This window comes from Campylobacter concisus (assembly GCF_001891085.1).
Lineage (GTDB): Bacteria > Campylobacterota > Campylobacteria > Campylobacterales > Campylobacteraceae > Campylobacter_A > Campylobacter_A concisus_O.
Genome location: NZ_JXUP01000007.1, coordinates 41,641 through 62,366 on the forward strand (window position 1 = coordinate 41,641; position 20,726 = coordinate 62,366).

General features: G+C 37.6%; 28 protein-coding genes. 13 read left to right on the forward strand and 15 right to left on the reverse strand.

The annotated features are described in order from the left end of the window. Nucleotides 1-4 precede the first annotated feature (4 nt). The 13 genes from TH67_RS07565 (at nt 5) to TH67_RS07630 (ending at nt 6,718) form a co-directional block, all read left to right on the forward strand. A complete protein-coding gene (locus TH67_RS07565) occupies nt 5-343 on the forward strand; it encodes a hypothetical protein (RefSeq protein WP_072595051.1) in 339 nt (112 codons plus the stop codon). Next, nucleotides 336-1,451 carry a baseplate J/gp47 family protein gene (locus TH67_RS07570; RefSeq protein ID WP_180371740.1) on the forward strand — a complete coding sequence of 372 codons (1,116 nt, stop codon included), beginning with the start codon at nt 336-338 and terminating at the stop codon, nt 1,449-1,451. The genes TH67_RS07565 and TH67_RS07570 overlap by 8 nt, the downstream gene beginning before the upstream one ends. Further along, nucleotides 1,451-2,089: a DUF2612 domain-containing protein gene (locus TH67_RS07575; protein ID WP_072595053.1), complete on the forward strand. Its 639-nt coding sequence runs from the start codon at nt 1,451-1,453 to the stop codon at nt 2,087-2,089. The genes TH67_RS07570 and TH67_RS07575 overlap by 1 nt, the downstream gene beginning before the upstream one ends. Further along, nucleotides 2,089-2,943, forward strand: coding sequence for a phage tail protein (locus TH67_RS07580; RefSeq protein ID WP_072595054.1), 855 nt, complete (start codon nt 2,089-2,091; stop codon nt 2,941-2,943). Before TH67_RS07575 ends, TH67_RS07580 begins: the two co-directional genes overlap by 1 nt. A 9-nt stretch (nt 2,944-2,952) precedes the next feature. After that, nucleotides 2,953-3,396 carry a hypothetical protein gene (locus tag TH67_RS07585; protein ID WP_072595055.1) on the forward strand — a complete coding sequence of 148 codons (444 nt, stop codon included), beginning with the start codon at nt 2,953-2,955 and terminating at the stop codon, nt 3,394-3,396. 97 nt (nt 3,397-3,493) lie between these two features. Next, entirely contained in the window at nt 3,494-3,643 is a 150-nt protein-coding gene (locus tag TH67_RS10365; protein WP_180371741.1) for a hypothetical protein, read from the forward strand. Next, on the forward strand, nt 3,606-4,214 hold the full coding sequence (locus TH67_RS07595; RefSeq protein WP_072595057.1) for a DUF7338 family protein: 609 nt from the start codon (nt 3,606-3,608) through the stop codon (nt 4,212-4,214). Before TH67_RS10365 ends, TH67_RS07595 begins: the two co-directional genes overlap by 38 nt. Beyond that, a complete protein-coding gene (locus TH67_RS07600; protein WP_072595058.1) occupies nt 4,204-4,554 on the forward strand; it encodes a hypothetical protein in 351 nt (116 codons plus the stop codon). Before TH67_RS07595 ends, TH67_RS07600 begins: the two co-directional genes overlap by 11 nt. Then, nucleotides 4,535-4,783, forward strand: a complete 249-nt coding sequence (locus tag TH67_RS07605; protein WP_072595059.1) for a hypothetical protein — start codon at nt 4,535-4,537, stop codon at nt 4,781-4,783. Before TH67_RS07600 ends, TH67_RS07605 begins: the two co-directional genes overlap by 20 nt. A 98-nt stretch (nt 4,784-4,881) precedes the next feature. Next, nucleotides 4,882-5,235, forward strand: coding sequence for a hypothetical protein (locus TH67_RS07610; protein ID WP_072595075.1), 354 nt, complete (start codon nt 4,882-4,884; stop codon nt 5,233-5,235). A gap of 11 nt (nt 5,236-5,246) precedes the next feature. After that, the gene (locus tag TH67_RS07615; RefSeq protein ID WP_072595060.1) at nt 5,247-5,801 is read left to right on the forward strand and encodes a glycoside hydrolase family 108 protein; all 555 of its coding nucleotides are present in this window, start codon (nt 5,247-5,249) and stop codon (nt 5,799-5,801) included. Nucleotides 5,802-6,218: 417 nt separating this feature from the next. Continuing rightward, nucleotides 6,219-6,506 carry a hypothetical protein gene (locus TH67_RS07625; protein ID WP_072595061.1) on the forward strand — a complete coding sequence of 96 codons (288 nt, stop codon included), beginning with the start codon at nt 6,219-6,221 and terminating at the stop codon, nt 6,504-6,506. After that, entirely contained in the window at nt 6,506-6,718 is a 213-nt protein-coding gene (locus tag TH67_RS07630; RefSeq protein WP_180371742.1) for a molybdopterin biosynthesis protein MoeB, read from the forward strand. The genes TH67_RS07625 and TH67_RS07630 overlap by 1 nt, the downstream gene beginning before the upstream one ends. Nucleotides 6,719-6,725: 7 nt before the next feature. Here the strand turns inward: TH67_RS07630 and TH67_RS07635 are convergent, their stop codons facing one another. The 15 genes from TH67_RS07635 to TH67_RS07700 form a co-directional block, all read right to left on the reverse strand. Continuing rightward, nucleotides 6,726-7,259, reverse strand: coding sequence for a chemotaxis protein (locus tag TH67_RS07635; protein WP_072595063.1), 534 nt, complete (start codon nt 7,257-7,259; stop codon nt 6,726-6,728). 88 nt (nt 7,260-7,347) lie between these two features. Next, nucleotides 7,348-9,471: a TonB-dependent siderophore receptor gene (locus TH67_RS07640; RefSeq protein ID WP_072595064.1), complete on the reverse strand. Its 2,124-nt coding sequence runs from the start codon at nt 9,469-9,471 to the stop codon at nt 7,348-7,350. Next, nucleotides 9,452-10,270 (reverse strand): PepSY-associated TM helix domain-containing protein, encoded by an 819-nt coding sequence (locus TH67_RS07645; RefSeq protein ID WP_307781429.1) that lies wholly within the window; start codon nt 10,268-10,270, stop codon nt 9,452-9,454. Before TH67_RS07645 ends, TH67_RS07640 begins: the two co-directional genes overlap by 20 nt. Beyond that, nucleotides 10,261-10,452 carry a hypothetical protein gene (locus TH67_RS10685; protein WP_257638062.1) on the reverse strand — a complete coding sequence of 64 codons (192 nt, stop codon included), beginning with the start codon at nt 10,450-10,452 and terminating at the stop codon, nt 10,261-10,263. Before TH67_RS10685 ends, TH67_RS07645 begins: the two co-directional genes overlap by 10 nt. Before the next feature lie 589 nt (nt 10,453-11,041). Continuing rightward, nucleotides 11,042-11,356: a sel1 repeat family protein gene (locus TH67_RS07650; protein WP_257638063.1), complete on the reverse strand. Its 315-nt coding sequence runs from the start codon at nt 11,354-11,356 to the stop codon at nt 11,042-11,044. Nucleotides 11,357-11,491: 135 nt separating this feature from the next. Then, nucleotides 11,492-12,319 (reverse strand): ABC transporter permease, encoded by an 828-nt coding sequence (locus TH67_RS07655; protein WP_072595065.1) that lies wholly within the window; start codon nt 12,317-12,319, stop codon nt 11,492-11,494. After that, nucleotides 12,312-12,965: an ABC transporter ATP-binding protein gene (locus TH67_RS07660; RefSeq protein WP_072595066.1), complete on the reverse strand. Its 654-nt coding sequence runs from the start codon at nt 12,963-12,965 to the stop codon at nt 12,312-12,314. The genes TH67_RS07655 and TH67_RS07660 overlap by 8 nt, the downstream gene beginning before the upstream one ends. Before the next feature lie 9 nt (nt 12,966-12,974). After that, nucleotides 12,975-13,874: a NapH/MauN family ferredoxin-type protein gene (locus tag TH67_RS07665; RefSeq protein WP_072595067.1), complete on the reverse strand. Its 900-nt coding sequence runs from the start codon at nt 13,872-13,874 to the stop codon at nt 12,975-12,977. Between the two features lie 2 nt (nt 13,875-13,876). After that, complete coding sequence (locus TH67_RS07670) at nt 13,877-14,338, reverse strand: c-type cytochrome (protein WP_072595068.1); 462 nt, start codon at nt 14,336-14,338, stop codon at nt 13,877-13,879. Next, nucleotides 14,338-14,886 (reverse strand): c-type cytochrome, encoded by a 549-nt coding sequence (locus TH67_RS07675; RefSeq protein ID WP_072595069.1) that lies wholly within the window; start codon nt 14,884-14,886, stop codon nt 14,338-14,340. The genes TH67_RS07670 and TH67_RS07675 overlap by 1 nt, the downstream gene beginning before the upstream one ends. After that, nucleotides 14,883-15,560, reverse strand: a complete 678-nt coding sequence (locus tag TH67_RS07680) for a 4Fe-4S dicluster domain-containing protein (protein WP_072595070.1) — start codon at nt 15,558-15,560, stop codon at nt 14,883-14,885. Before TH67_RS07680 ends, TH67_RS07675 begins: the two co-directional genes overlap by 4 nt. Further along, the gene (locus tag TH67_RS07685; protein WP_072595071.1) at nt 15,553-16,809 is read right to left on the reverse strand and encodes a nitrous oxide reductase family maturation protein NosD; all 1,257 of its coding nucleotides are present in this window, start codon (nt 16,807-16,809) and stop codon (nt 15,553-15,555) included. Before TH67_RS07685 ends, TH67_RS07680 begins: the two co-directional genes overlap by 8 nt. After that, a complete protein-coding gene (locus tag TH67_RS07690) occupies nt 16,802-17,557 on the reverse strand; it encodes a cytochrome C (RefSeq protein WP_072595072.1) in 756 nt (251 codons plus the stop codon). The genes TH67_RS07685 and TH67_RS07690 overlap by 8 nt, the downstream gene beginning before the upstream one ends. A gap of 84 nt (nt 17,558-17,641) precedes the next feature. Beyond that, a complete protein-coding gene (nosZ, locus tag TH67_RS07695) occupies nt 17,642-20,230 on the reverse strand; it encodes a Sec-dependent nitrous-oxide reductase (protein ID WP_072595073.1) in 2,589 nt (862 codons plus the stop codon). 12 nt (nt 20,231-20,242) lie between these two features. Continuing rightward, entirely contained in the window at nt 20,243-20,518 is a 276-nt protein-coding gene (locus TH67_RS07700) for a hypothetical protein (RefSeq protein WP_180371743.1), read from the reverse strand. Nucleotides 20,519-20,726 lie beyond the last annotated feature (208 nt).

Genomic DNA, 20,726 nt, shown 5'->3' on the forward strand with positions numbered 1-20,726 from the left:
ATAAGTGAAAGTAAGGGCGATAGATAGCGAGGGCGACTGGTTACTAGGGCATAAAGCGGATAGTGCTGCAATAGCCCAAAACGTGAAAACGCAAATTTTAAGCCTTTACAATGACTGGTTTTTAGACTTTGAAAACGGCGTTAGGTGGTTTAATTACTTATCAAAAAATCCTAACACGGACAAAATGCGAGATGAGATAAAAAGGCAAATCTTAAGCGTTGATGGCGTTAGCAGTTTGGAAATTTTAAACATAAATCTAAACGAACGCAAGGCAACTATTGAGGTGCAATATAGGGATATTTACGACGAAAGCCAAAGGTTATACATAAATGCGAGTGAGTGAAAATAGAATAATAATCGATGAATTAGAGACCATAAAAGAGCGTTTAGAAAATGGCTTTAAGGCGATTTATGGCGAAAATTTAGAACTAGGGTCATCAACACCAGACGGACAAATGATCGGGCTATTTAGCGAGGCGTTGAGCGAAGTTAATCAAGTGCTTACTTTTATCGTACAAATGTTAGACCCATACTTAGCGACTGGCGAGTGGCTAGACCAGCGCGTAGCTTATGCAGGGCTTTTAAGAAAAACGGCAGATTATAGTAGGGCTAGTGGCGTAACGATACACGGAGCTAGTGGAACTATTATCAAAAAAGGCACAATTTTAAAAGATAAAAATAGCAATTTGTGGGCAACTGACTACGAAATAACACTAGGCACAGAGGGGTCAAAAGCCGTTAGTATAACCAGCCAAGAAACGGGGGCGTTTAGGATAAACGAGCAAGACGAGCTAGAAATGCAAGAGATAATCCTAGGCGTTGATAGAATAGTGGCTACTCAAAACTCAACACTAGGAGCAGACGAGGAAAGCGACGGCGACCTTTTGCTTAGATTTATGCAAAGCCATAGCATTAACAATAACGACGAGCGCCAAGGGCTAGAAAGCTACCTACTCAACCTAAAGGGCGTAAAACAATGCAAGGTTTTAGAAAACTACACTAACCAAACAGACGCCAACGGAGTAGAGCCACATAGCCTAAATGCTATTGTTTTAGGTGGCGATGATACGGCAATAGGCGAAGCAATATTAAGAAAAAAAATAGGCGGCTGCGGTGTACAAGGGCAGACAAAGCTAGAAATTGAGTTTTTGGGTGCTAAGCGTGAGGTTAAATTTGACCGCCCAACACAGATAAACCCTAGAATATTTTTGCGTATAAAACGCACCGAGGGCGTAACGGATATAAATACCGATAAAATAAAAGAGTTACTATCTAACCACGTTTTTAACATAGGCGAGGACGTTTATATTAGCCGCCTATATAGCATTATAAACGACGTTAAAGGTTTTGAGGTTACGCAATTCACAATAAATGGCGGACAAAGCCTGCCGGTAGCCGTGCGTGAGATATGCGTAATCAATAAAAACGATATTGATTTGGCGGTAGTGTAATGGTTGAACTGATTTGGCAATACCGCAAAAAGCCAAGGGCTAGAGCGACCGCAAAGCTTCTAAACGATGAAGTGTATAAAACCTTTGATGATGCCATAAAAATAGCCGAAATTTTAAATATTGATACTGCGAGCGGTTACGCTTTAGATTTGGTCGGTCGCCACGTAGGTGTAAGTAGAGAGCAGCAAAATCTAATATTAAAAGATTTTTTCGCCTTTACCCAAACCGAGAAAAAACAAGGTTTTAATAAGGGTGAGTTTTACCGCTTAGGCAATTCTTTAAAGGGTAGTTTTTATCTCAACGATAGTGATTATAGATTTTTAATAAAAGCAAAAATTATCAAGAACTACCAAACTGGCACGCTAGAGAATAGCTACAAGTCGCTAGAGTTTTTATTAGGGGCTGGCAACTTCATATTTGATAATTACGATATGACCTTAAATTTGGTCTTAAAAAATGCTAAGACAACACAATTTTTAATAAACCTAATTTTTAAAAACGACATTTTAGCTCGCCCAGTAGGCGTAGGGCTAAACGTGATACTAATCGCTGACAAAAAATGCTTTGGCTTCACGCAAAATAAAGCCAATCTAGCCTTTGGCGTTGGCAAGTTTGCAAGAATATATAAGGAGCAGTAATGATTTACGAAAAACCAAAAAATGAGATTTTCGCCAGTGACGCAAAAGACGGCGAAATAGTAGAATTCCCAAACGTAAAAAGAGGCTGGGGTGTAACCGAAAATTTAGGCTTTATCCCACCTATGGAATATTTTAACGCCGCTTTTAATCGTGTGGATAAATCACTAGCTTATCAATTACAGCGAGGCGTTAGTGAGTGGGATAAAGATTTAGAATATCCGATCGGAGCAGTTGTGAGCCTAAATGGAATTATCTATATCGCAAAAAGCCAAAACACAAACAAAAACCCAGCAAACGAGGCGACAATTTGGGATGTTGTGGCGACTCAAAAATGGTGTGACAATCTATTTGTAAAAAAATCAGAATTAAAGGACGGCATACCTGTTGGAAGCTATCTTTTATATAGCTCAAACACAAATACTCCAGATGGATTTTTACGTTGTGACGGATCAGCCCTTGATAAAAACACATACTCCGCGCTTTTTGAAGTGATCGGCTACACATACGGACGAATCAACGATAAATTTTTACTACCAAACTTCGCGGATGGAAAATTCATGCGTAGCACCGGTGGTGGTGCTGCAACACTTGGCGCAGCTCAACAAGACGCAATAAATACAAAAAAATTACAAATAAGAAGCATAACAACTGACAATGTTGGCAATAGACACATTTATGGTACTAATACTACTTCAGATTTTAGAGGGGTGGCTTTTACCTACTCAAATACCGGATCAGATTTGGAGTATAAAAGTGTAGCTGGCAAAGACAACGCAGATATTTTTTCATCAACAAAAAAAGCCGACGAAAACCGCCCCTACAATATGGCGGTAGCCGTGTTGATAAAATACTAGGAGTAACTTATGAAAATTTATATCTATGACACCAAAAATAATGAATATCTATACGAGGCAGAAGCACAAATAGATCCACTAGAAAGTAATAAGGGCGAAACGATCTACCTAATGCCACCAAACGCAACGCAGATCGCACCAAATGAGCCAAAAACTGGCTACACAAATGTTTTTACTAATGGCAAGTGGGAGCAAATCAAAGACGAGCGAGGCGAAACCTACTATGACAATGATAACAACGCCATAATAATAACCGAACTAGGCCAAGAAAAAGGCCTAAACAAAGAGCCAAAGGTAGATGAAAAAGCCAAGGCTTTAGCACAGCTTGAAGCGGATATAAAAGAATGTGAGGATGATATAAAGCATGCTCTTATTATCGGCAACACTGCCGTATTGGAGAGCTTAAGGACGGAGTTAAAAGAGCTAATAGTGCAAAGAGAGGGTTTAAAATGAGTTATGTAATAGCTTGTGGAATATCACTAATTGTAGGTGTCCTAATATGCTTAGGATACATAATATGGAAAATGAACTTACCTATATAGGAGAAAAAATGAGAGCAAAAATTAAAAGGTGCGAAATTTGCGCATCAAAGCTAGATAAAGACGGCGCTTGCACTTGGAGCGAGTGCCCAAAGTGCCCAAAATATCAAAGCGAGGGAAAAGATGAAGCTAAACCAAAAGCAAAAACTACAAATTCTTAAAAATGTAGCTATTGAGTTACCTATCGAAATACTACATTTTATCGTAGTGCCTATCGCTCTGCTAGCTTGCGATGAGAAAAGTGAGAATTTGCCTAAATGGGCGGCGTGGTTTGATGAGAACGACTATGGGATAAATGGCGATGATGGCTGGGAAAACGAGCATTTCCCAAATGGCAAAAATAAAACTTATTGGGCTAGACTTTGTTGGCTCTATCGTAATAGGATAGGAAACTTTAGCGCGAAGTATCTAGGCGTCAGGGTTGAAGACATAGATGCAAGCAGTGTTAAAAGCGTCGGTAATACTCTAGCTACAGAAAACAAAGGAGCAAAAAGCACCCAGTGCCTAGTGACTTGTAGGCTTAAAGATGGACGTGAGCGTTTTGGCTACTACCGCGAAATACGTTACGGTAAATCAAAATGGTATTGCCGCATATATCTTGGTTGGAAGCTTATGGATATATGTGGAATGAATGAAGAGAATAAAAACACATATCTTGAAGCAGATGATAAGAAAGTGCTTAAAAGTGTTTGGTGTGTAAATCCATTTAAAAGGGTGCGAAATGAGCGATAAATTTTATATAGGGGCTATCTTATTTTTGAGTTTTGTAGTTGGTGTGCTCTACTGGCTAAACAACAACGCAGCCGATAAGATCGACGAGCTAACAACGAAACTGGCACTAAAAGAGGCAAGTAATGCCGTAGTTGTTTCTAATTTGGAAACATGTAACGCCAAGATCGAGCTAGCAAACACAAGCCTAAAAGCGCTAAGTGTGCCAAAACAAGACGAAGCTAAGATAAAAGAGCGCGTTGTAACAAAAGTTGAGCGTGTGGCAGTACCAGTCAAGGACGCCACCTGCGAGGAAAAATTAAATTTTTACGAAAGGCTATTAAATGAAGCTAGCAATAAGTAGTCTAATAGTGGCGTTTTTTGTCGCTGGGTGTAGCTCAAAGCCTGAAATAATTGTAAAAACTCAATATCAAGATGTATATGTGCCGGTGGCGTGCATTGAAAAAATGCCAACAAAGCCAAAATATAGCCCTAGTGATTTGCAAAGTGCTAAGGAGCTAATGGGCTACTTTCTCACGTGCGAAGAACTTTTAAAAGGATGTGTAAATGGAAGCGATCATAAAAAGGACTAAGAAATTTTGGCTAAATAAGATGGTTGTAGTAGAAATAATATTATCCGTCCTAATAATGTATGTTTTTACATATAAATTTTAAAAAAAGAGGCTGGGCAATGGATGACTTAATGGATAGGCTAGGCTTTTACTTTTGGGTGATAATAGTTGGCTTTGTAGGCGGGGTGCTAAGCATTGCAGGGGGTAACGCCAAGGCAGCAAGCGACGGCAAGGCTATCATAAATTTTTTCGTTGGCACTATTAGCTCAACCTTTATATGCTGGGTAGCTTACGAGGCGACATTTTTCTTTACTGAAAAAGCAAACTTTAGCCTCGCAGTCGGTGGCTTTTTTGCATGGCGTGGCACAGCGTGGGTTAGTACAATGATCGACAAAGCGATAGACAAAAAGATCAGTAGTTTTGGAGGTTATGATGACTTCCCACCTAAACCGCCTAAAGATTTAAATTTTTAAAGGATAAAAAAATGAAAAATTTTACTAATGCATTTTATACATTAATGAGCTTAGAATTTAACAGCCCTAAAAACGCCCTACACAAAAACCCAAACGAAAAAGGCTTAACTTTTATGGGTATTTATGAAGCTGCTCACCCAAACTGGCAAGGCTGGGGGCAAGTTAGGGCGGCAATCAACGCATACGGTGATCTTGAAAAGGCTAGCGTTGCCCTATATAATGATGACGCCTTAGTTGAGCTTGTAGGTAAATTTTATAAGGCTAACTACTGGGACGCTATGAGGCTTGATGAAATAAACAGCTATCAAAAGCAGGCGGAAATGTTTATATTTGGCGTAAATGCTGGATGCAAAAACGCTATTAAAGCAGCCCAAAAGGTTGTAGGCGTTACAATGGATGGCATTTTAGGCGCTAATACTCTAGCCGCGATAAATGCGTATAATGAAGCTAGTTTTGATAAAGACTACGACCGAGCAGAAATAGCATATTATAGGGCTATTATTTCGACTAATCCGACTTTGGCTAGATATGAAAGAGGCTGGATTAATAGAGCCGAAAAAGTATAAGAAATATCTTTTTTGCTGACCTTTTAGCTGACTAATATTTTTAAAATGATGTCTATTGCGTATTAAAAGTTAATTTTTCAAATCCCTCTCTACCCGCCATAAAACTATCTATAACTTAAAGTCTACTGACCTTTATTTTTATTGCTTAAAACATTGGCACTAAGCAAAAAACCACTCTATAAAACTTGCCAATTATCTTTTACTTTGCCATATAACTAACATTAAATTTTGCTCCATTTCAGGGACAAATTTGCATAGAACGCTTAAATTTAGATTCTATTTGCCTTATCGACAGTTACGAACGCCCAGTGCATAAATTCTTGCCTTGGTTTGTATTTGCCGCTGCTAAAATACTCCGCTAGCCGCGCCTCCTCTGTTTCGCTTAGCTCGCTGCCAAGCCCCCAGCGCGTCTTTTGTATGAGCTCCTGCGCGCTTGCGGGTATAGGGCTTAGCGGCGATGATGGCAAGATAAGGGGTAAATTTAATCTAAATGAGCCAAAGCTAAGCGTTGCTAAGCTTACAGAGCTTCCATTTATCGAGGCGGTTTTGGACGAGAATTTTAAAGAGCTCGCAAAAGATGAGATGATAAATTTAGATGGTACTTTAAAGCCTATATTTTGGGATCACAAGGCAACTTTACTTGTGCGAAAAGACAAAAATGGCAAGTTTAGAAATTTAAATATAAAAGAGCTTCGGGAATTTTGATGATGCAAAATTTCAATGAGAAAAATGAGTTTAAATATGGTAAATTTAACTACGAAAAAGCACGAGAAATAACCCAAAACTGCGCTAAATTTAAGCTAGATAGCGACGAAGAGGAGATGGCTTGTGGAGGCGAGCGGAGCTGCTATGACTGCGCATTTAGGCGTTGGAGTAAAGATAGCTTCATCTGCATGGCACAAGCTAGCAAAGGCTAAGCTAGCTCTACGCGACCATTTTTTTATCTTTAAGTTTTCCACCGCGTTTGTACTTTAGTTCGCCGCAAAATCTCTTGCCAAATTTCGCCTCAATGATAAGAACTAGCACGAAAAATATCTTTTCATCATTCATTCGTGCGATCTGGCGTAGAGTTTGGCTAGCGTCATTAAATTTAACTCCATTTTTACGTAAAGTTTCGCAAAAAATAGCCTCGTCAAAGCCTAACATTTGCGAAATTTCAGTTATGCTATATGGCTCGAGCGAGGCGATAATTCGGTCCATGTTGCAAATACTTGGATTTTTACTTCGTGTTAGCACATCCATTGTTTCATTCATTAGCTTTACTAGTTTTTTTCTGCGATTTATAACATGAAGTGTTGCAGCAAGCAATATTAAAGAACCTGCGATTTTATGGGTATTTAATAGATACTCATTATATTCACCAAGTGCAAAATTTACACCAGAAAATGCGAGCATACAAAGCCCTAAAATAAGAACTAAAACAAGACAGAATTTATAAATAACCTCTACTTTAAACATGACACTCATCCTAAAATATATTTTTCTAATTATACACTTTAGGAGTTGAAATTTATCACCAGCTTATTTAGCTGGTGATTTAATTAGATTAAAAATTGTAGTTAAAGCTGAGATTAAATGTGCGTGGATCGCCATAAACCATCATATTTTTGCCGATACCCTCGTAGTATTTTTTGTTAAAGAGATTGTCGATATTTAGCTGTACATCAAAGTTTTTAGCAAATTTATAACCAAGCATTAAATTAGCCAAAGTGTAGCCTTTTTGTGTGATTTTATCTGCGTCTTTGTAAATTTTACTCTTATACATAGCCCCAGCTCCTACTCTAAAGTCCCTAAATTCATACTTTGCAAATAAATTTGCCGTGCTTCTTGATGAGTCGGTGACATATTTTTCACCTTTGGCATCTTTTGCGTTAAAGTGCGTTGCACCAAAGCTTAGGCTTAAGTTTTTAGTGATCTCGCCGTTTATATCTAGCTCGACGCCCTTGCTTGTCACGCCCTTGCCAGCTTCATATATGTCAGCATTTGTCGCTAGATTTTTCTTGCCAGTGTTTATGCCAAGCTTGTCTTGCACGATCTTAAAGACACCAAGACTTGCTTGAAGCGCCCCGTCAAGATACTCGCCTTTGATGCCCACTTCATAGTCCTTGCCTTGGATCGGATCAAGATATTTGTCATTTGCATCTTTTACGGTTTGAGGTTGAAATATGCTCGTGTAGCTAGCATATAGAGTGTGGTTTGCTCCGATGTCGTAAGTGACGCCAAGATATGGTGTGATCTCATTTGTGAAATTTCTATTGCCTTTACCACCCTCGATCTCGTATTTGTAGTAGCTCACCCTGGCACCTAGCAAAAATTTAAGCTCATCGGTGATTGATAGTTTATTTGCCGCGTAAAATGCCTTTTGTATCGTTTTGTCTTTATTGTTTTGATCTACGTAAGGGAGTTTTGGATCATCAAGGTGTAAATTTTTAAAGTCTATCCTACTTCTAGCTGTATAAGCACTCCCAGCTGGTGTGGTCTTTTGTTGCCAGTAGCTACTTACCTTATCGCTACTTTTTTTATAGTTGTTATACATAGCGCCAAAGACAAACTCATGGGATAAATTTGCTAGCTCGTAAGGGATATTTGCGTATGCATCTACGTTGTGGATGTTCTCCTCTCTTTTGTTTGCATAAGCGCTAAGACCGTTTATATTGCCAGTACCGTCTAAATTTACTTCTCCTAGGCTACCTCTTCCGCCGTAATAAAGTAAATTTGAATCAGTATTTGCGCGCCTAAATGAGTAGCTTAAATTTAAGCTCGCTTCATTTTCAAAGTAGTGCTTAAAATCAGCGTAGAAATCAAGCGTTTTTATATCCCATCTAGTCCAAGGCTGAGAGAAAATTTCATTTTTACTAAAATTTGTCCTAGAGCCATCTGTGTAAAATGCTGGCATACCGCCCCATCTACCCCCGTGGCGTCTTAGCTCTTGATAAAACGCACCAAGGCTAAGCCATGAGTTATCGCCTATGTCGCTATCTACGACGCCGTAAATCGCGCTATTTTTTCGGTTGTAATAATCCATATAAGAGTGCGACTTCTCATGCATAAATGAAAGCCTCGCTCTGACGCTTCCGCTCTCATTTACAGGCGTTTGCACATCGCCATTTACGCCATATCTATCGTATGAGCCAGCACTTACGCCAAAATTTCCTTTTAGCTCCTTTGAGTCTGCCCTTTTTCTTATGAAATTTAAGCTTGCAGCTGGGTTGCCAGCGCCTGCAAGTAGGCCATTTGCCCCTTTTACCACTTCAACTCTTTCATAAGGCAGCAAGCTCATATCGTTTGCACCAAGGCTAAAACCGCCAAAGCTAGGCATCGAATCAAGCAAGTAATAATCTATCTTAAAGCCACGAGCCGTCGGATATACGCGCTCGTCCCATTTGTTTAGCGTAACGCCTGGGACATTTCTAAGAAGTACTTGATAGTCCTTGATGCCTTGATCTTTTAGTCTTGCTTCTGTTAGCACGGTTAGCGACTGAGGCGTTTGACGAGAGGTTAAATTTAGCCTAGTTGTGCTCTTTACAAGCTCTTTTGCAAAGTAGTTTGCATCATCTCTTCGCTCGCTCTCCACGACATCGACTGCTTCTAAAATTTTATCGCTTTGACTAGCAAAAATTTGAGGTTGCATCAAATTTAATGCAACCAAACTAATTAAAAATTTTTTCATTTTTTCTCCTTTTAAAATTTCTTTTAATCCACAAATAAAGCCCTGAGATGCTCAAAACTAACGGCGAGATGCCCACTATAAACCAGATAAATTTTGTAGTTTGGTTGTAGTTTCCAAAGTGCGATTTTCTAAATGCTGAGAGAATTTCTTCACTTAGATTTGCATTTTTTATGTCCAAAATGCTTACTAATTCGCCGTTATCTTTATCGTAAGTTAATATGCTTGAATATTCGTTATGCAAGAAATTTTGATCTTTTACATAGCCAAAAAGGCGTATATTTGCTCCTTGCATAAAAGGCAATGAGATGAAGTGTGGCTCAAAGCCAGCAAGATCATTTTTTGAGCGGGCTACCAGCTCGTCAAGAGATAGGTTTTTATTATAAATTTTTGCATCTATAACGAAGTCATTTTTAAACTCTGGCATGCGCGCCATTTGAAATTCCCACCAAACACCACTTATGCAAATGAGTAGTAAAATAGGCGTAGAAAAAATTCCTATCATTTTATGAATGTCGCTCATAAAAACATTTAGCCTATTTACACGAAGCCTAAGTAGTGTCAGCCAAAATTTTCTATAAATCACGAAACCACTTATGCAGATAAAAAACGTAAAAATAGCGGTTAAAGTAAGGATAACATGACCGCTCTTTCCTAGAAATAGCGACTCATGAAGCTCGGTTAAAACTCCAAAAAATCCCTCGTCGTGTGCGAGTGGCTCGCTCTTTATCTTGCCACTAAAAGCATCAAAATAGATAAATTTCCACTCTTTTTTGCTGTCGTTATGCTCGATTAGCCAAATTTTGTCACACTTTTTAGGATTTGATCGATATTGATGCCGACCATCTCGTAGCCGTCAAGCTCGCTTGCGATGATCTCTCTTTGCTCATCAAAGCTGATCCTTTTGCTTAAATTTTCTTTGTTTAAATTTACATTTACGACATTTGGGGCAAGAAGGCTGTTTATCTCATTTTTATAAACCAAAATAGCACCGCTAAAACAAACTACTGCAAGTGGAATGAAAAAATAAAAGAGATAAATAAGTGTGCAATTTATAAAAAAATTTTTGATTTAGAAATTTCACTTTGTTTTAAAGCCTTTTGATGGTAGGTTTTGATAATGGCTCGCAATCTTACACAAAATTTACTTTGATAATATTTAAAACTATTATCAATTATAATTATGAAAAATAGAAATTTTTATAGAATGTAAATTGAAAAAAAATAAATAGATTTGATTTTCAAAAGAATAAATAACTCCTCTTTGTGTATACGAAAAGCCAGAAAAGGGGGAAGCAAAGACTTATCAGTTACAAAAAGGAGGGTCCATTTAGGACGATGAAATAGTATTATTTAAGCATAAATTTTAATAAAATTTTTAGTTAATAAAAAAGAAATTCCAAGTAATACTAAAGTAAATTTAACTTTAAAGAAACTATATTTAAGAAATTTCTTTTAATTAGTACAAGCATAAAATTAGGCTAATTTTTAGGCACAAGCTCTAATACATTGCAAGCTCGTTTACTGCCCATCTTACAAGCTTTATCAAGAGCGTTTGCAGAAAGATCAAAGCTTTACTCAGTGTGATTTCCTTGAAGATACTTTGTCGCTAGCTCATAGCAAGCTTCACTGCTGCCGTCATCACAGAGTGATTTAAATATCTCAAAAGATTTTTGCGTATCTTTTTCTATGCCAAGACCACGCCCTAGCATATCTGCATAGATAAAGCAAGAAATTTTATCTTTATTTTCACATTCACTTGAAAGCTTTTTTGTAAAACTCTCGCAAGCTTTAGCGTTACTTTTATTAATGCACTCTTGCACATTTATATCCCAGTTTGCATTCAAAGATAGAAGTGTAAATGCTAAAAACAAAATGGATTTTTTCATAAATTTCCTTGGAAGAAGTTAGCTCCCTTTGGGGGAAAGGGAGCTATTACAAAAAGGAGGTTTCTTGTTGGACAAGTGGAATAATACAAGTTTCGTCTAAATTTAAAACCAACTTTTCTTTAACAAAAAACAATCTCAAACCAAATCTTTTTTACTAAAGGCGAAATAGCCACAAACTAGCAAAATAATGCCTAGTACGAGCGGATAAATAATCGCGTAAGCTACAAATGTCGCTTTTGGAAAGGTGCTTAAAATAAAATAAGATGCAGTACCGATAACTGCCAAATTTGGATCAAAAAGACTAAGCGCTGCTATCCTGAAAAGCTCTATCGGATTTAGTATGGCAATAGCGTAAATGACATACTCATCGACTGAACTTCGCATAAGAAGTCCAATTAATGCTAGATCAATAAATGCTAGCATTATAAGCCAAAGTAAAAACGCTACGCCTTGGCCTGTCTCTTGATTTTTAATCACGCTTGAGATAAAAAATCCAAGCGATAAAAAAATGATACTTAAGCTAAAAAGTAGTCCAAAATAAAGTGTTAATACACTCCAAGGTATCGCAACACCTTTTATAAAACCAACCACCACGCAAAGCAAAAGAGCAAACAAAAGTGGCACAAAAACAACAAATGTACGGCCCAGTGCCTTACCAAAGTAATACTCTCTAAGACTTAGCGGGAAACTAAGGATGTACTCAAGCAAATTTGTATCTCTATCTTGATTTATGCTTCTTACAGTTGAAATGAGAATAAAAATAGGCACAATGATGACGCAAATTTGAATAAACAAAAGCAGTGCTCTAGTAAGCCCAGAAAAGCCGAGTACACGTGAGTCAGTCACTCCACTAAATAAAAATCCTATCATCAAAGCAGAAAAAAGCGCAGCATATATCACAAACCATCTTGAGCGAAAAGACTCTTTTACATCAAGCTTTGCTATTAAAAAAAGATTATTCACTCTTGCTCCTTAAATTTTCTTCTTTGATGATCTTGCCAAGATCCATATAGACGCATCTATCTAATAAATTTGCTATCTCATCGATACGGTGTGAAATAAAAACAAGTGTTTTGTTTTGCGTGAAGTTATCAAGTAAATTTTTAAAAGAAAGCCTTGCTTTCACGTCAAGATTTGCCGTTGGCTCATCAAACATCAAAATTTCACTATCCTTAGCAAATGCGATTGCTATTAACATCTTTTGTTTCATGCCGCCAGAGAGCTTATAAAATGGCTTATTTAAATTTGCATGCAGATCAAGCTCTAAAAGCTTGCTAAATTTCTCAATATCTTCAAATTTTACATTTGAGCTTTTACAAACAAACTCACAAAGCTCGCGTAGGTTAAATTTAAGTGGTGGTGGGGTTTGTGGCACAAATGAGATAAATTTCAAAGCCCCTTTTCTATCTTTTAGAGTATTTACACCATTTATCGCGATACTTCCGCTATTTGGGATAAACTCGCCTAAAATGATACGCATGAGCGAGCTTTTGCCAGCTCCATTTTGTCCAAGTATTGCTATTTTTTCACCAGATTTTACGTTTAGGCTAACATTATCAAGTATCCTTTGCGAGCCAAAAATTTTAGTTACTTCTTTTATATCTATCAAAAATTTTCCTTATATGAGTTTTTTAAAGCCGTTGTCAAATTTCAGCGCATCTTGATGACACACATCAATACACCTACCACAAAGCGTACAATCAGCGCCAGCTATCCTAAAGATATTTTTGCTCTCGTCAAGCTTTGCTCCCTTTTTTGTCATAAAAAGTACGTGAGGCACTAGACAAACATCAGTGCAAACTAAGCAGTGATCACATTTTTCTTTATCCCAGCTAACTTTTATGGCATTTGGTTTAGCTAGCACCGAGTAAGTAGCTCCAATAGGACAGACATATCTACACCAAGCTCTACGTGAGAAGAAAATTTCAACCATAAGCATAGCCACAACAAACCAAATAGCATGAAAATAGCCATAGATAATAAATCTTGAAAAAATCCCAACAACATTAAAAATTTCAAATGTAAGGCTTGCACTAGCAAAGCTAAGGGTTAAAAATAAAATGGTAAAAACATATCGCCACTTTGTGTCAAAAACTCGTGGTTTTACTATCTTTTTGGCGCGTAAATTTTCATGGATCTTCTCAGCTATTTCACTTATTAACGAATAAGGACAGATCCAAGAGCAAAAGCCTCTGCCGCCAAAAATGATATAAAAGGCCAAGATACTAAGTGAGCCAATTATTAAATTTACATGGATTTCATGCGTCGCTAGAAATACTTGCAGGCTCATAAAAGCATCTGCCAAGTGAAAACCAAATATCCTTGACGCACTGATGTCGCCTTCTAAAATTTGTATATCAACTCTATATGAAAGCACAAATAAAAGATGAACTAAAACGATGGTAAAAATGCGCCAAAAACGTATACTAGGACGCCTTTTGCCATCTTTTGTAGTTGTGATTAACGTGCTTAGAAAGCTTACATTTCTAATCGTCGCACGAGTGTTATATTTGTCCATTTTTACTTTTTAAATTTAGAAATTTCATCTGCAAGACTTTCAAGCTCGCTATCACTAACATTTGTAAGTAGCCCCTTCATAAGCGAGTTTTGCACCTTGCCAGCTTTATAATCAGCTAGCTTTTTAAGCAATTCATCCTTACTTAGATGCGTTATATCAGGAGCAACGATACCTTTTGCATTTGCACCATGACACGGAGCACAAGTTGTTAGATACTGCTTGCTAACGCCTTCATTGTGCACTTTAGCCACACTTAGACTTAGCTCTTTTACCTTTTTTAGCTCATCTTCGCTAGCAAATTCTTCACTAGACTTTGGCTGCTCTTTTGTAAAATTTTGCTCTACTTTTGGCTGAGCATTAGTTGCTACTTTTTCCTTTTTAGGCGGAGTCTGGCTTAACATAAATACCATGATACCGCAAATTGCTACTGCTAAAATAATGGTTATAATCTTTCCTACTTTCATTATTTGCTCCTAAATTGTGTATTAAAATCACTGATTTCTTTAGCTAAATTTCTGATTTCAATATCATCCATTTTTTTAACAAGGTCTCGCATTAAAACATTGACTTTCTCTTTATTTTTATAAGCATTTATCATTGTATAAATTTCATTTTCACTTTTTGTTAAGAGTGATGGCCCGATGATGCCATTTGCATAATCATCGTGACAAGCTGAGCATTTTGTAATGAAATTTTTGCTAAGTCTGCCCTTTATAAGTCTTAAATTTATAGTTTGAAGAGGGGTTCTTACCATCGCTAAAGCACCGATTTGACGGCTTACGTTATTATCTTCAAGTCCAAATTTTACGCTCTTTTCGCCGTGCATATCGTATTTTATGAAGTCATTTTGTTTATTTGTACTTTGATTATTTTCTTTTTTTTCAACCTTTATGCTAGCGCTCGTGGCTACATTTATTGGTTGCTCGCTAGCTGCTTTTTGCGCTTTGTCATCGCTCTTTTCACAGCCGACAAATAGCAAAGCAGCAGCCACTAAAGACGTTATTAATCTCATTCTTTCTCCTTATAAATTTCATCATAACTCATTTTTGGGGCAATATTTATAATTTTTACAGGGCAAACCTCAGCACACACCCCACACCCAACGCAGCCATGCTTTATGAGTGGCAAATTTGATTCACTCATTACTATTGCACTATCGCCAACTGGGCAAATGCTGGCGCAAAGGTCACAAATTTGACCGATTTTGCCTTTTATCTTATCTTTTTCTGTCTCTTCCCTATCGTTATAAACTTTGCGAACAAGCAAATCTTCAACACTATCTTCGCTTAGTTTTTCTCTTTTTAGGCACATACAGGCATTTGCATTACTCAAGACAGCAACACCCATTTTCACATCATCAACAACTTTTGTAGCATGATCTAACGCACCACTTGGACAGGCGAGCACACATGGGAAAAGATCACATAAATAGCAACCTCTCTTTTTAGGATCTATGTATGCTGTACCATTTGAATATCCATCTTTTATATCAAGCAAACTTATACTGTGATAAGGGCATACCTGCACACACTGACCACATTTGACACAAAGATCATCAAAGTCATCAACCGCGCCTGGTGGTCTAAGATAGAGTTTATCGCCGCTACTTTTTGGCAAAATTTTACCTATGCCATATCCTGCGGCAGCTGCGACTGAGCCTAAGATTATAAATTTTCTTCTATCCACGTTTTGCCCTTAACGCGTTAAAATTTGAAGCATCAAGTGGTTTTATCCTTGGCGTGCTATCTTCAAGTAGCTTTACTGGCTCAGAAAATGGCGCGAGTTTGGCTAAAAAATTTAAGATACTAAAGACACTTGATCCATAGAAAAACTGCAAATTCGGATAATACTGCCAAAGCTGATCGGCATACGATAGGTGCATAAACGGCGTATCGCCATAGCCATCTTTATCTCTATCAAAGCTCTCATACTCATCATAATAATTTTTACTCCACCGATTTAATGCCATTTTATCGCCTGGAGTGTCGTTCGCAACGATATCCATATTGCCTATAAAATCATTATTTTCAAATATGCTTGTCCCCTGAGTAGCGTGAAAATATACGCCAACTACGTTGTGTAAAATTTTATTGCCTAAGAAATTTATCGTTGAGCCTGGCTGAAACGGCGAGTTATCAAGCAAAATTCCTCTCGCATTATAGATAAGTGTATTATTTTCGATAGTAAAATTTGAAACATCTTTTAGACCGATACCGATACCAAAAGCGCCGTCACTATCCATAACAAGATTATTTTTTATATTTGAGCCAGCTGAGTACATAAAAAACATTCCGACTGCATTGCCGATAAAATCATTGTTTTCGACTAAATTTTGATTTGCATACATAAAGTGAAGCGAGTATCTACCGCGGATCGCTTTATTTTTTAAAAATTTATTGTGACTTGCATACCATGCAACCATATCACGGCTATCATAAATATAATTACCCTCGATTAAATTTTCATGACTATACCAGAGTCTAACCGCATCACCTCTAAAACCAAGACTGGCCCCTTTTTTAGAAGTGATGTTATTTTCAGTGATCTTTGAGCTACTGCACTCTTTAAAATCAATCCCAAAAAGCACATCACTCAAGTCATTTTGCGTAACCAAGACATTATTTGCTTTATCACAGCCAATGCCAGCATCTAGCTCACCAAGGTCATTTCCGCTACCACTTATCTTTAAATTTCTAAGCGTAACATTTGAGGCAATAATCTTTACAACTGTGCCTTTACCATTTCCTTTTATGTGAGCGTTTTTGCCCTCGCCAACGATACTAAGCGGCTTATTTATAGTTATGCTTCCTTCATAGATGCCGTCCCCTAGCTTTATAACATCGCCAGGGCTAGCGTTGTTTATTGCATCTTGAAGGATATTTGCAGAGCTAAAAATAGGCAAGAAAGCAAGGGCAAAAATAAAAATTTTACGCATTTAGCTCTTTTTTCTTTGAAAATACTGCAAGTATGCAAAATACGCTCATAGCAATCATCACCCAAAATCCGATACTTGGATAAGAGTGTGTTGTAAATTGTGCAACGCTACCATCACCTAGAACTGTTGGCATAAATGGTTTAATCTTAAATGCGCCCCATTCTTGCATATTGTGTCCATACCAATAAAGCCATCCTGCAAATGCGCTCATAAATAGCACAGGGGCGATAATCGTTGGAACCATAAGAAGTGAGTTAAATTTGCCGTTGTAATACAAAAATGCAAGCATACAAAGCGTTGAAATAAGCAAATAATAAGGTGCTATCGCTCGCTCTAAATTTCCGCCATGCTCCATAGGATACATACCGATGTAGTGATTTATCGTATTCATCTCATGCACGTCACCACTATATCCATCTACATGAAAATATACAGGAATTCCATCAGGAAAGGCTGATTTTGGATAATTTGGAGCTTCAAGAGAGACGTACCAGATAGGAAAAGATGGTGTACCTATCTCTGCTTTTTGTTCGATCATCTTATGAAGATCGCTTGCTACATCTTTTGATAAAAGGTGATTTTTATACTGAAATGAGCTATAAAGATTATAGATACCGTAAGTATAAGATGGTAGTTCATCTCCATCAGCTATACGCTCTTTTGCTCCGTGCCAACCAAGAACAGGCAAAGTAAAACAAACAGTCATTAAGACAAGTGCAACAATGGTATAAATTTTATATTTACTCATGATCTCTCCTTTAAATTTTAAAATTTCATCTGCTAAAAATTAAAATTTTAAAATTTAAAAAGGGGCAAAATACCCCTTTAAAAACTACATACCAGCGTTTTCATCTACCCATTTTAGGTATTCGATGATATTTTTGATCTCTTCATCACTCATATGCTGATTTGGCATTCTAAGGTTAAAGTAATCAATCATTGATTTAATGTAGTCGTCACTATAGAATTTAGCAGGATCTTTGATAAATTCTGCCACCCATTTTTCGCCATTTTCATGTCTTAGTAAGACGCCTGTTAGGTCTGGACCTGAGCTTACTTGACCGATAACGTGGCAACCATTACAACCGCCTTTTAGATAAGCCTCTTCACCTTTTGCAGCAGCTGGACTCATCGGAGTTGCGATCTCTTTAGCTAGGTTATTTTTAGCTCTTAAGCCAACGTCAGCTGTTTTTACCATGTATTGCCATACTTGGTACTCCCAAAGGATAGCGCCGTTTACGTCGCCTTTTTTGTAAGCTTCGTCAGCTTTAGCTTTTACCTCTTTGATGTGGCCGTATTGATCAAGTGCGTCATCAACCAAAGCTTTTACTTTTGGATATTTCTCATAATGTTTCTCTTTTAGGTATTTAACAACCTCTTGGATAACATCATCAGTGGCTTTATTGGTTGCGATTACTTTGTCGTACTCAGCTTTTAGAGCCTCTGGACTTAAAGTTTTTAGCTTGTTATTTTTTGCAGATTCATATTTTTTACTTGGATCTTTAACAAGTAAATAACCCATCATCTCTAGGTGAAGCGCTGAACAAAACTCGGTGCAGTAGTATGGGAAGACACCTTCCATATCAGCTACGAAATTTACTGAAGCAGTTTTGCCAGGCTCTAGTGAAGCGTGAATGTTGTAAAGGTCGATGCCAAAGCCATGAGTCTCATCTTGAGCGCGCTCTAGGTTTGTTAGGTGAATTGTTACGTTATCGCCTTTATTTACTTCGATGTGCTCTGGGTTGATGTGGCTTCTGATCATTGTTGCATAGACAGTTACATTCTTGCCATTTCTCTCAACTCTTTCTTGACCAGCTAGAGTTGCATATGGGCTAGCCTCACCTGTTCTTGAGTTTGTACCCATATTGTAAGTAAGCGCTGGAGCTAGTTTGCTAGCAGCTATTGAAACAACATCGTGTGGCTCGCCAAGTGGGATTGGCATATCATAGATTAGATCCATTTTTGCACCAGTGATGTCTATTAGCTGGTGATTTTGTGGATGAAGTGGGCCAACTGGGCTAAAGCGATCGATTGAAAGTTTATCAAGAGCGATTGCATATTTGCCAACTGGTTTTGCTGATTTGCCTTCCATTGTATCAAGGTGGCCGATATTGTAGTGAACATTTATCTTGTCAAGCACTTTTAAATTTTTATAGTCCCATTTTACGATTTGACTATCAACGTAAAGTGAAGTATAAAGTACGCCATCTTGTGAGTCAAATGATGTATGCAGTGGTCCAAGGCCAAGTTCGACTTGTCCGTGCATTGACTTTTCTCTATCTAAGATAGGAATTCCGTATGGGTCAGTGCCAGCATACTCTTTTTTATCAATTAGCTCTTTGATCTTTCTAAAGTCATAAACTGATGCGTGAGTATCAAGCTTACCGCCAATAATAATGTATCTACCATCTGGGCTTACGTCACAACCATGTGGACTCTTTGACTCTGGGATCAAAAATAGCGCACCTGCTTTTACAGCAGCATCTATTGTAACTACCTTGTGGCCATTTATAACTTTATAGTTTTTCTTGTCTTGAACAAGTTTTTCTAAAATTTTCCAGTTATAAACGTGTAAGAAGTCAGTGTCATTTCTACTTGCACCTGCTTCAAATGGAGGAAGACCTTTTTCGATACCACCAGTATACATCTCAGTATTTATTGAGTTTGTAAAGCCCCAGCCGTAGCTCTCACCTTTACCAGCATCGCTTAGATCTTGCCAGTATGGTGGAAGCTCAAGAGAGAACGACTCTTTCTCGTCGATCTTACCTTTTGGATAGTCAAATTTCCAAAATGTTACAGCACCTCTATAGACTGCTTCATAGTCGTCTATTGAGTGATAGTTGTTATCAAGTGGAGCTGCATATTGGCTAGCTTCGATAACATACTCGCTATTTGGAGTGATGAAGCTACCGCCGTGCTCACTCTTCATGATAGGGTTTACAACGATTTGAGTTGTCTCAAAGTCATGCAAATTTATAACTGCGATTCTTGGGTTAGCTTTATCGTTAATAAATAGATAATCACCAACATACTCACCATTTTTCTCACTGAAATTTGGGTGGTGTGTATCGCCCCATGTTATCTCTTTGCCTCTGATGTTGCCTTGTTTCAAAACAGCTTTTGACTCATCGTCATAGCCATATCCTTGCCAAGGCTCTGGTGTGAAAACGCCGATGTATTTATAAATTCTCATCGACGGAACGCCATAAACTAGCACTTGACCGCTTTGCCCGCCAGATGAAAAGACGATGAAATCATCTTTTTTACCGCTAGGCTGATAAGTTTTAGCAGCTGCAAGGACATCTTTTTCGCTTAGCCCACGCTCTTTCATGACTTTTTCAAGGTCACTACTAGCAGCACAAGCAGTAGTTAAAGATAGCCCAAGCAACGCAGCACTTGCGACACAAAATAACTTTTGCATTTACTCTCCTTTTTAAAATGAATTTATCTCTAAACTCTTTATCTCATTGTCTAAATTTACGCCATTTAGGACACCTTTATCTATAAAAATTCTTTTTATCTCATTGCTAAAAAGAGCCTTTTGTCCTTTTAACTTAAAATCTTTGTCAAATTTATAGACTACTCCATCCCCATCACCTATAAAAATTTCATCCTCCATACACGCAAGAGCTGAAATTTTAGATTTTAAAACTTGCTTTTTAATTCCACTTTTAAAATCTAAAATTTCTCCATCTCTAAAGCCAAGCAAAATATCATTCCCCTTAAATTTACAGGCACTCAGTGGAGCAAAACCAACACGCTTTTTCTCTTTTAAATTTGTATGATACTTCCATAAAATCAGAGAGAATTTACTTGTCTTGTTTCGTTTTTCTCTCTTGATTTTATAAAATTTCCATAAGTCCCTGCTTTTAAATTAAGTGATCTTTTACACTGTAGCTTAGATTTAGGGCTTATGG